Here is a 9,397-nt window from a genome sequence, read left to right as displayed (position 1 = left end):
CTTTATATTTATCCAATATCGCTAAACTTTCCTCTAAACTATACACTTCTGGGTATTTTTGCATATTCTCTCCTTTAAAATGCGATTGCCATCGCTTCGTATGTATCTCTTTTGTAAATCTTTAAGCGTTGCTTACTCATAATATTGAATTGCCCACTCTCAATCGCTTCATTGAAAGTAAGATTAGATCTTGTCATCAATTCCAAATCTTTGCCCGTTGTATCTTCGGGAACTTGACTAAGTTGAATAACTGCTTTTAATTTACTCTTCATTGCTTGATATTCCTCAAACTCATCAAATTTCTTATTGCCTCTTTCAATTTTTCCGTGATAACCATTGAGCCATATCACAAAATTACAATTAAAAGCTTCAATAATTTTCATTGCACCTTTAATTGTTTCCTCTTGTGCTTGTGCACCTACGATTGGAATGTGCATAATTACTTCGCAATTTTGAGATTGAAGAAACTCAATAACTTCATTTTCTTGCAAGTACTCCAAAATAGGATTAAATGTAGTTGCACCGCAATCTACTACAAAATGATCGTTATTTTTTTGAACAATAAGCTCCATAAGCTTATCAAATTTGCTCCTTTCAAATTTTCCTTCTTCATTGAATAGAGCAATAAAATGTGCGTTTAATGCTTTGATGTTTAAAAGTGTTGTATTGTTTGGATCGGTGTCAATCGCTATTACACTTTTGGTATTGTCCATAAGATATTGTGTAATTAAAGAACTGACAAAACTTTTACCAATCCCACCTTTTGCATTAATAATAATATGCACCATTTTTCTTGCCACCTCATTACTTTTTTTATTCATTTTATAACTCCTTGCTTGTTTTTTATTTTTCTTGAAACGCGCGTTGGATTTCGGGTGTCCTTTTGCAAAAGTTCCAAAATGCATGATAGCTTCCCTTTTTTCCAATCAATTTCCATATTTGACTAATCAAAATGCCCTGCTTTATGTAATGGATGATTTTTTGTGTATCCTCATCATACATAGACTTTCCACGCACACCCTTAGGGCGTCCTAATAGCTTACCTTTTGCTTTTGCTGCTTCAAGACCTGCTTTTGTTCGTTCTGAAATTCTTTCTCTTTCAGATTGATCGATGAAGGAGTAAATTGCGGTAAGTAACTCCCTGATGACGGTTGGTTGATTTGTGGAGAGCTGTGGCTGATTGATAAAAATAATCTCCACGCCCTTTTTTGTCAGTGCCAAAATAAGTTGCATGGCTTCAAGTGTGCCTCGTTCTAACCGACTTAATTCTGTAATAATTAATAAGTCTCCTTTTTGGAGTTTATCGATCAGCTCTTGAATTCTCCTTTGCTCTCGTGATTTTTGACTACTAATTTCTACCTCAATAAATTCATCAATTTGAATCTTATGTTGTTGGCAGTAATTGTAGATAGCCAATCTTTGAGAATCAATACTCTGTTTGTGGGTAGAGACTCTCAAATACGCCAGATTCATTTAAAATAACCTCCTATTTAAATTTAAAGTTATTATACCATTTTAAATTTAAAAATATATTAAATTTAAACCGATATTATTATTCATAATAACTATATGCTAAAATGTACATTTTAATGTAATTTTACTTGTGATCTTGCTAACAAAATTTCATCTTTAAAAAATAAAGTTTGTTTACCATAGATTGGTGCATTTCCTGCAATGAAAATAATCATATCCCCAGCTTCAATAACTTTTCCATCTTTTTTCTTTGCACTTTTAATTCTCATTACTTCATCAATTGTAATGAGCGGTCGACTTATCTCTTGCATTGTTTCAGATATGCTATTCATATATAGATTTGTGCTTTTTCCTGATTTAGTAATTTGTTTTTTTATGATTGTTGTTGTTCCTGCCATATCTGAAATTAATTTTGCGGTCGCATTTGTGTTTGGAGCATAACATATTCGGATATGGCAATTTGAGACGATAGAGTTATTTTGAGAATAAATGTGATTGAGTTGTGAAATATCTTGAATTGCTAAAAAAAGCTTGATCCCATATCCGGCTAAATATGCAATACCAGACTCAATAATATCGATTTTTCCAAGAGCTGCAACTTCATCTAACATACCCAATAATCTATATTTATGCTTTGAGCTACCTTGAGAATCTGAAAAATCCATTCCATCTCTTGTTAAAATAGAAAAAATTTGGTTGCAGATTAGGTTGAATAGAGGCTGTAATCGTTTGATGTCATTAGGTGGAATAATAATATATAGGCTTGAAGGATTTGATCCATTGACTAAGTCATTGATTTTAAAATCACTCTTATTCGTGTTTTTGTTGATAATGGGATCGATATATAAATTCAATGCTGCCGTTGCTGTTCCTATAACACCGCTTTTTTCAGATTCAGCTTTGTTAAGCATTGATCTTGCCACAGATGAAATAGTTTCATTTTCGTTATTGAGCATTTCTTCTAGAACTTCATCAATTTGATTTTGTGGATCATTGATAATTTTATAAATATCTCCTAAGCATGGGCATGCAAGGTCTTTCTTTCTCGCATTTTTTAACGCATATAAAAAAATTGCTGTTAAAAAGGTAAAACCTTCATCTTTAAAGTACATATCTTTACCATTATCAGATATCCCCCTATATAGCAATATCTTAGCAATATTTTGGCTATCTGACACCTCGTAATCACTATCAATGCGAATTTCTTCAAGAGGGTTGAATTTTACGCCTTTATCTGTCGTATCTGTAGGATTGAAAAACATTACTCTATTATTGAAATACTTTTTTCTAAAACCAGCACTTAAAGCATAATTTTCACCCTTAATATCAATGCACAGTAAAGATTCATTCCAGTTTAGCAATGTTGGAATAATAATACCTATACCTTTTCCACTTCTTGTTGGAGCAATACAAATAAGATGTTCTGCCCCGTTATGTTTGAGATAATGTAGTGTATTATTTTCTTTCCAGCCACCTACAAAAACACCATTTTCATTCCCCAGCAATCCCATTTCTTCTATTTCTCTCTTAGTTGCCCAATGAGCTGATCCATGTAAAGTCTCAATGGATTTTAATCGTCTTTGAATCGACATTTTGATTAAGACACCAAAAGAAATCAGTAAAATTGCAGAAACAAATAATCCTAAAAAATAAAAGTTAAAGAAATTAGAATGAAAGCTATAATAGAGGCTGCTCCATTCAATCCAGTTAAAGGGAAAGTAAAGCCCATTAAGTAAAGGCTCTCCCAAAGTTGGAGAATATTGAAAATACCAAGCTAAAAATTGAGTTGCACTAACATTGAATACTAAAAAAGTGCAAATTATTGCAATAACTACGGCAATAACCCTTAATTTCTTTTTATTTTGATCTTTTTCTGTCATTGAGTTAAACCTTTATCTTTGGAAATGATTTGTTTTTGATGTAAGCTTTGTTCTGTATTCTGTAATACTTTTCTAAAGGTATTTCTGACTGCCTCAATACCTCTACTTTTAAAAATGTCGTTAAAATCTGAATATCCTTCATCAATTTCGTTTTGGGTAAAAACTGGTTTTATAATTTTTATATTATTGAATTTCTCTTGAATTTCTAATGCTGCCTCAATGCCGACATTTTTTTCACCATTACGTACTCTTTTGATGTCATTATCTGCCGCGATAATAATCTCTTTATCGGGATATTTTTTAATCAGATTTTCAACTACATGTGACATATTACCAGCGTCTACAGCCATTATTACGGGTTGTTTTAGGGCTTCATTCAATGTTGCCGCAGTTGCAAATCCTTCTGCAATGATTAATTTTTTTAATGTAGGTATAGTTTCAAACTTACAGCCAACTGCAAAAAAACTACCCAATTTTTTTGCCGGGAATCGTAAATCTTTTTCTTTTTCTTCTGTAGTCCTTAAAACGCCTATCATCTTATCGCCATTTTCAAAAATCCTTTGCACAGCCCACAAATGACCATCAACATCCCTAAGAGGTATGAGCAAATTTCCATGTTTGTCTTGCTTAAGATAATAGTTCTTATCAAGTCCTTTTTTGGTAAGATAAGGATGATTTGTGTTTGCCCATCGAGCATTTTCAAATTCTAAATTTATACGATTTGCGGTTGATTTATATTGCTCTTCTAAATCTTGAATCTTTTGATTAACTTTTTTCTTATTATCAATAATGGCATTCTCAATTTGAATGCGTTGATTTTTATCCTGATCGTTTTGGTTATAGTATTGTTGAGTAACCCAATTTTTCTTTTCACCCGTTTTATAATTTTGAAACCACCCTGCAGGGCGATGATCCATAAAACCAGCATACGCCCCACTTGTCTGACGACCTTTATCACCTATAACTGCTACACGATGAATTTTTCCATCCATAATGGGCATATCATCTATAATAAGCCCACTTTGTATTAATGCTGCTTTGAATTCTTCTTTAATTGATTCAAAATTATAATTTTGTTGTGTTTGTGGCAGTAGCCATTGACTAAACCCATTTTCTTCTTTCCAAGCAGGGATATACCATAGTTTTTTATCCTTATCCCATAAAGCCCCTAGTGCTTTTGCTTGATTTTTTTCCTCAAAGGGAACATGTAAATATTTTTTAGGCATATTTTGTTGCTCCTGTGTTATTTTCTTCTTTTGGAGGTGAAAAATCCTTTTAGTAATTGTTGATAGGTTCTAAAATAATGTCTTTTGTTACAAAGACATTAAATCGATACCCGCTTCTAATTTCTAAGGTTGGAGCTATATTCATATTTTTACGAATAAGCTCAATCCCCACCTGTCCTAATTGTGCTACTGCTGCTGCTATTACTTTGTCATTAATTGTCTCCTTGTATGGATTTTCTCCTTTATCTGCTGCCACTGTAACTCCTGCCGTGATTGCAGACATCAAAATCGCATTTGAAAATATTTTGAAATAGTGATTGTTGACTTGATCTTCAAAGCCAACAACACCACCACTATCGTGTCCAGCCATTTTTTCAAGATTTAAGGTAGAGCCATCGGGAAAAACTATGCGAGTCCACGCAACCATTAACCTAGATTGTCCAAAAATAATATTTGATGAATATTCACCGATGAGCTTTGAACCTTGAGGAATTAATAAATATTGCCCAGTTGCTGAATCATAAATATTTTCTGTAACTTGAGCGAGTATTGATCCGGGCAGATCGCTATTAATAGAGGTGATGAGCATTGCGGGAATAATCCATCCTGTTTTTAGTTCATAAGGCGAAAATTGTGGTATTTTCATTCTTTCAAGGTATCCCCCACTTTCACTTTTTTTGTTCATGAATTTAGCAATTCTGTCGTCATTGTCTTCAACTTCACCCCTCCCCATTTTTGCAAGTTCCAAAGGGTTAAAATCTGTTCTACCTCCTCCATGTTCAGCTATACTATTTGTTAAAGCACCTGTATTTGTATTTGCTAATGGTTGCTTAAGCTGTAATTGAGTTTGTGCACCCATAGCTTTCAACTTGAGTTCCATTTTTAAGGTATCAATTCTATTTTGTTGTTCACTGACTAGCCTTGCTTGTGGATCTTCAGGGATAGGTGCGGGAGGAATATTTTGAGGTTGTGGGGTGGCTGTGTCCGTAGAAGGGGGTATTGTACTCTCCTCACTTGCTTCCTTTGGAGGGATTGAGCTAGGAATCATTAATTCATCTATGAAATCATTTGTATTTGCTGTTGTGGTTGTTGCTGTCTGCTGTTGTTCTGTTGTGATTTTCATTTGACTTGATTTATCAATTTGATTTTGAGCGTTACGACTTGAAATTGCATAGACAATACCCACAACAAAAATAAAAAGAATCAATGCAATAACAATCAAAGGTACTTTTGATAATCTTTTGATTGGATTATCGAAAGTTTGTTTCAAGTTAAGACTCGTTGGAGACTTCAAAATATCTTGCTCTTTCATTTTGTATTCTTTTTACCTGTTTTGTTTTTTTGTATGACTTTTTTTGAAGTCTTTTTTGCAGATTCTTCTTTTGGAGCTAAAACAATGGGTGCTGTCCAAACTTTTGGGCGATTAAAATTCAAATTTGTATAGCCCTGTAGCTTGATGACACCGTCTTTTTCAATAATAAAAGTTTTATTAATTCTTGCCTCATTAATGTTGTAGGTTACAAGTAAATAATTATCGGACTTTGCAATTTCATAGCTTACATAAGTAACATTTTTTGTATCTTCATTGTCTGTTAATCCAAAACCAAACTTTTGTAGTTTTTCCTCTAAAACAGGTTGCAATGCGGACATTTGAGGATGAATGTACAAAGTTGTATTTGCTGGATTAAAATATTCTCTCAAAAAAATACTTAAATCATCAGCTACTTTTTCTTGTAAAGGCACTTCCACGCTTGGATCAATGAAACTTTGAAAGTAGGCTCTTTGTGAGCAGCCCACAAAGAAAGCACAAAAGAAGATGATTGATAATACCTGCTTCATTATTGCCCCTTACCTGTAAGCTCATAAAGAACTTTATCTGTTACTTCTTGTCGGTATTGTTCGTTATTAATGCGTGTGATTGTGATTTTTTCTTGTTTCCACCACCCTGCGTTTTTATATAAAATGGCTTTTTGAAATGGCTTGTCAACGATGAATCGATCGTGTTTAAGTCTATAGTTTACCATTTGTGGATCATTGCTTTTGTCAAGTATCATTAGTATTGGTGCTTCATAAAAAGTCATATCCTCAGGCATTTGGATATAAGTTTTCTTTCCATCAGTGTATACGCGGATAGGTCTAAAATCAGCATTTCCTTCGATACGATAATCAAAACTCAAATTATCAATATTGCTTGTTATGCCTTGCTCAACTTCAAATTGTTTGCTTTCTGCTTTTTTGATGCGTGCCTTTTTGTAGGCATTTAAGGTAGCCTGTAGATTATCTGAATATTCAAAACCGACTGCTGTCATATAATCTTCAGCTTTGGAGATTAATTTGAGATAATAGGTTCTTCGATCCGTTAAAATCGCTAAATTTGTTTGGAGTCCAGCATCTGAAGGTTTGATAATAATGTGTGCTGTAGCATTTTCTGATGTTCCGCTTTGACTTATAGCCAAAGTCCAACGCACAGAATCTCCAATCTGAACATCTTGGATGCTCTCTCCCTCTTGTAGCACAATATCCGTAATTTGTAACGGAGCTGAAATAACACTAGGTAAATTTTGTCCATACAAAAATCGCACAACCCCATTATTGCCTAAAACAGAAACCCCGTCAGAATTCATAAATTGCTGCGCCAATTCTAAATTTTTCAGTTCTTCATTAGTTAGTTCAATATCATCTTCACTTAAGAAATTAATTTTTTCTTGAGAAGGTGGGACGGCATTTAAAACGCTACACACAAAAGCCATTGCCAGTAATTTTCTCATACTTTCATCTCCTTTTAAGAAAATTAAAGTATGATATGTGCGTAAGCGAGGAATCGCTAAGGAACGGCAGTGCTTACGACCGCCGCCCTTACCTCTTAATAAAGAGGAATTGTTAAGCAAACTAATGCTACAATCACAATTACGATTTGCACTTCGCCTCCTTTTTGCGAGGCAAAATTCCCTTGTGAGATCTGACCTCACAAGAGGCAACCTCACAACGACATTATATCACACTGTAATTTTCTCCAATTTCTCCTTTCTTACAAGATTTTTGAAATATTGATTTCCGAAATAAAAACCCCTAAAGGATTTTTTAAAATTTGCTCTTCAGTAGAGGGAATAATCTGCTCTACTGCAAACAATCCACGATAGCGAATCGTATTCATATTTTCACCTGCTGTATTTCTTACCTCCTCTGTCCATTCAACTTGCCAAGTTGTAGGATTTTGTGGAATAATGGTATTGATGGTAATTGAGATTGTATTTCTTGTTGCGACTTCAAACGGATTATTTTGTCTGAAGTATTCATTAACCATTGTAAAAGCTGCTGAATTTGGTTTAAGATAGTTATAAGCGTCAAGGATAAACTTTCTTTGTCCTTGTTGTTCTGCCCAAACAGACCGCCAACCAAAAATGAAAGTTGATAATGAATATTTGATGACATTGTCATTTTTTAAATTAATAGTGTTTGCAGTTGCAACCGCATTTGTTTTGCCGAGCTTGTCAACTTCTACAATATAAGGCACAAGCTTGTTTTGAGTTCCCATAAACCCAATAAAACAAACACACACAAAACAAATGGCTAAACAAGCATAAGCTATCATCTGCCAATTTCTCTTTTGAGCAATATATCCACCATAGCGCTCTAACCATTCTTCACGCCCAGCAATATAAGTATTTATTTCCTCTTTTTTTATGTTCTCTCTTGCTTCATTTTTCAAATCTTTCTCTTCTTTTTTGTAAGTCAAAAGCGGAATAGACATTACTTTTCTCCTTTTTTGGTGTCTTTATCTTGTTCTTCAAACTCAATCTCTGAATTAATTTCTTCAGCATTATTTTCTTTGGAGTCATTCTCTTCTTTAGATTCAATGTCTTGTTCTTGTGGAGTTGTGTTATCGTTTTCAATGTCTATGTGATTGCCATTTCCTAAGTTTTCATTAATTGGAGAATGGTAAGTTGATTCAGAGTTAATATTGTTGCTATTCTCTTCAGCTCCACCCACTTCACCTAAAATATTATTTTCTTTTTGAGCTTTGAGATCTTCAGTTTTAGCATTCAAATCATCAGCCATTTTGCCACCGAATGAATTTTTACTAAGATCTTCAATGCCCTTATCAATATTTGTTTTCAAGGTGTCTTGAGCAGATTTTGCAAGATTACCTAAAACACTATTTCCATTCTCTTCCGATAATCCTCGTGCGGCTTGAACTGCTCTAAATGCCCCTCCAATTGTCCCAGCTCCGCTTGTTGCCATCGCTGCTCCAGCCATAGCCGTTGCGGCAATAGCCTTAAATCCACTTGCTACATCAGCATTGTTACCGATTGTGCCTTGAAAAATAGATTCAATCACTCCTGAAACCTGTTTGACTACAATCACAAAAATAAGGGCTGTAGCTAAAATAGTTAAAATAAGTTCTATAGTTTTTTCTTTTGAGATTTCCACATGCATCATTTCAATTGAATTAATTGAAAGTGCTATCAATCCTTGAATAAAAAAGAGTTCAATCCCTATTTTGATAAAACTCAAAATAGGATTGAGTCCAATTTGTTTAAATTGTTCCAATGCTCCAAGTGTCAACGCAAAAAACACACAAATATTCATTAAGAAAAATTTGATATAAACAATGAATAATTCAATCGCCATAAATACAATTGCAATTAAAATAATCACTCCACAAATAATATACATAATTGATTCGGCTTTAAAATCTAGTTTATCAAAAATAATCTTGACTAATTCGATTGCTTGAGTAATGATATTTGCAGGTGTAACATCTCTCCCCTGATTTACACCTGTAGCAAGTTGTGAGAATGATTGCCAAATGGGATC

At 33.8% G+C, this 9,397-nt stretch carries 8 protein-coding genes and 1 pseudogene; all 9 read right to left on the bottom strand.

Annotated features, from left to right (window positions below; genetic code table 11):
• Nucleotides 1–74 precede the first annotated feature (74 nt).
• Complete coding sequence (locus tag CCZ01_RS09145) at nt 75–821, bottom strand: nucleotide-binding protein (protein WP_258437176.1); 747 nt, start codon at nt 819–821, stop codon at nt 75–77.
• 22 nt (nt 822–843) lie between these two features.
• Nucleotides 844–1,473: a recombinase family protein gene (locus CCZ01_RS09140; protein WP_112052912.1), complete on the bottom strand. Its 630-nt coding sequence runs from the start codon at nt 1,471–1,473 to the stop codon at nt 844–846.
• Nucleotides 1,474–1,586: 113 nt separating this feature from the next.
• Nucleotides 1,587–3,353 carry a type IV secretory system conjugative DNA transfer family protein gene (locus CCZ01_RS09135; RefSeq protein ID WP_112052911.1) on the bottom strand — a complete coding sequence of 589 codons (1,767 nt, stop codon included), beginning with the start codon at nt 3,351–3,353 and terminating at the stop codon, nt 1,587–1,589.
• Entirely contained in the window at nt 3,350–4,579 is a 1,230-nt protein-coding gene (locus CCZ01_RS09130; RefSeq protein WP_112052910.1) for a DUF5710 domain-containing protein, read from the bottom strand. The genes CCZ01_RS09135 and CCZ01_RS09130 overlap by 4 nt, the downstream gene beginning before the upstream one ends.
• Before the next feature lie 49 nt (nt 4,580–4,628).
• Nucleotides 4,629–5,891: a TrbI/VirB10 family protein gene (locus tag CCZ01_RS09125; RefSeq protein ID WP_112052909.1), complete on the bottom strand. Its 1,263-nt coding sequence runs from the start codon at nt 5,889–5,891 to the stop codon at nt 4,629–4,631.
• Nucleotides 5,888–6,418, bottom strand: a complete 531-nt coding sequence (locus CCZ01_RS09120; protein WP_112052908.1) for a hypothetical protein — start codon at nt 6,416–6,418, stop codon at nt 5,888–5,890. Before CCZ01_RS09120 ends, CCZ01_RS09125 begins: the two co-directional genes overlap by 4 nt.
• Entirely contained in the window at nt 6,418–7,347 is a 930-nt protein-coding gene (trbG, locus tag CCZ01_RS09115) for a P-type conjugative transfer protein TrbG (RefSeq protein WP_258437175.1), read from the bottom strand. Before trbG ends, CCZ01_RS09120 begins: the two co-directional genes overlap by 1 nt.
• A 260-nt stretch (nt 7,348–7,607) precedes the next feature.
• The gene (locus CCZ01_RS09110; protein WP_112052907.1) at nt 7,608–8,330 is read right to left on the bottom strand and encodes a VirB8/TrbF family protein; all 723 of its coding nucleotides are present in this window, start codon (nt 8,328–8,330) and stop codon (nt 7,608–7,610) included.
• Nucleotides 8,330–9,397: pseudogene (locus CCZ01_RS10485) on the bottom strand (hypothetical protein); the annotation flags it as partial. The pseudogene CCZ01_RS10485 and the gene CCZ01_RS09110, both read right to left, overlap by 1 nt.

The organism is Helicobacter monodelphidis, from assembly GCF_003288845.1.
In the GTDB taxonomy this organism is placed as follows: domain Bacteria; phylum Campylobacterota; class Campylobacteria; order Campylobacterales; family Helicobacteraceae; genus NHYN01.
The sequence above is the reverse complement of the archived record's forward strand: the minus strand, read 5'-3'. Positions and strand labels throughout refer to the sequence as shown.

Bases quoted from the DNA above. Each gene is read 5' to 3' on its own strand.
- CCZ01_RS09130 (WP_112052910.1), bottom strand. From the start codon at position 4,579: ATGCCTAAAAAATATTTACATGTTCCCTTTGAGGAAAAAAATCAAGCA.
- CCZ01_RS09140 (WP_112052912.1), bottom strand. From the start codon at position 1,473: ATGAATCTGGCGTATTTGAGAGTCTCTACCCACAAACAGAGTATTGAT.
- CCZ01_RS09125 (WP_112052909.1), bottom strand. From the start codon at position 5,891: ATGAAAGAGCAAGATATTTTGAAGTCTCCAACGAGTCTTAACTTGAAA.
- trbG (WP_258437175.1), bottom strand. From the start codon at position 7,347: ATGAGAAAATTACTGGCAATGGCTTTTGTGTGTAGCGTTTTAAATGCC.
- CCZ01_RS09135 (WP_112052911.1), bottom strand. From the start codon at position 3,353: ATGACAGAAAAAGATCAAAATAAAAAGAAATTAAGGGTTATTGCCGTA.
- CCZ01_RS09145 (WP_258437176.1), bottom strand. From the start codon at position 821: ATGAATAAAAAAAGTAATGAGGTGGCAAGAAAAATGGTGCATATTATT.
- CCZ01_RS09110 (WP_112052907.1), bottom strand. From the start codon at position 8,330: ATGTCTATTCCGCTTTTGACTTACAAAAAAGAAGAGAAAGATTTGAAA.
- CCZ01_RS09120 (WP_112052908.1), bottom strand. From the start codon at position 6,418: ATGAAGCAGGTATTATCAATCATCTTCTTTTGTGCTTTCTTTGTGGGC.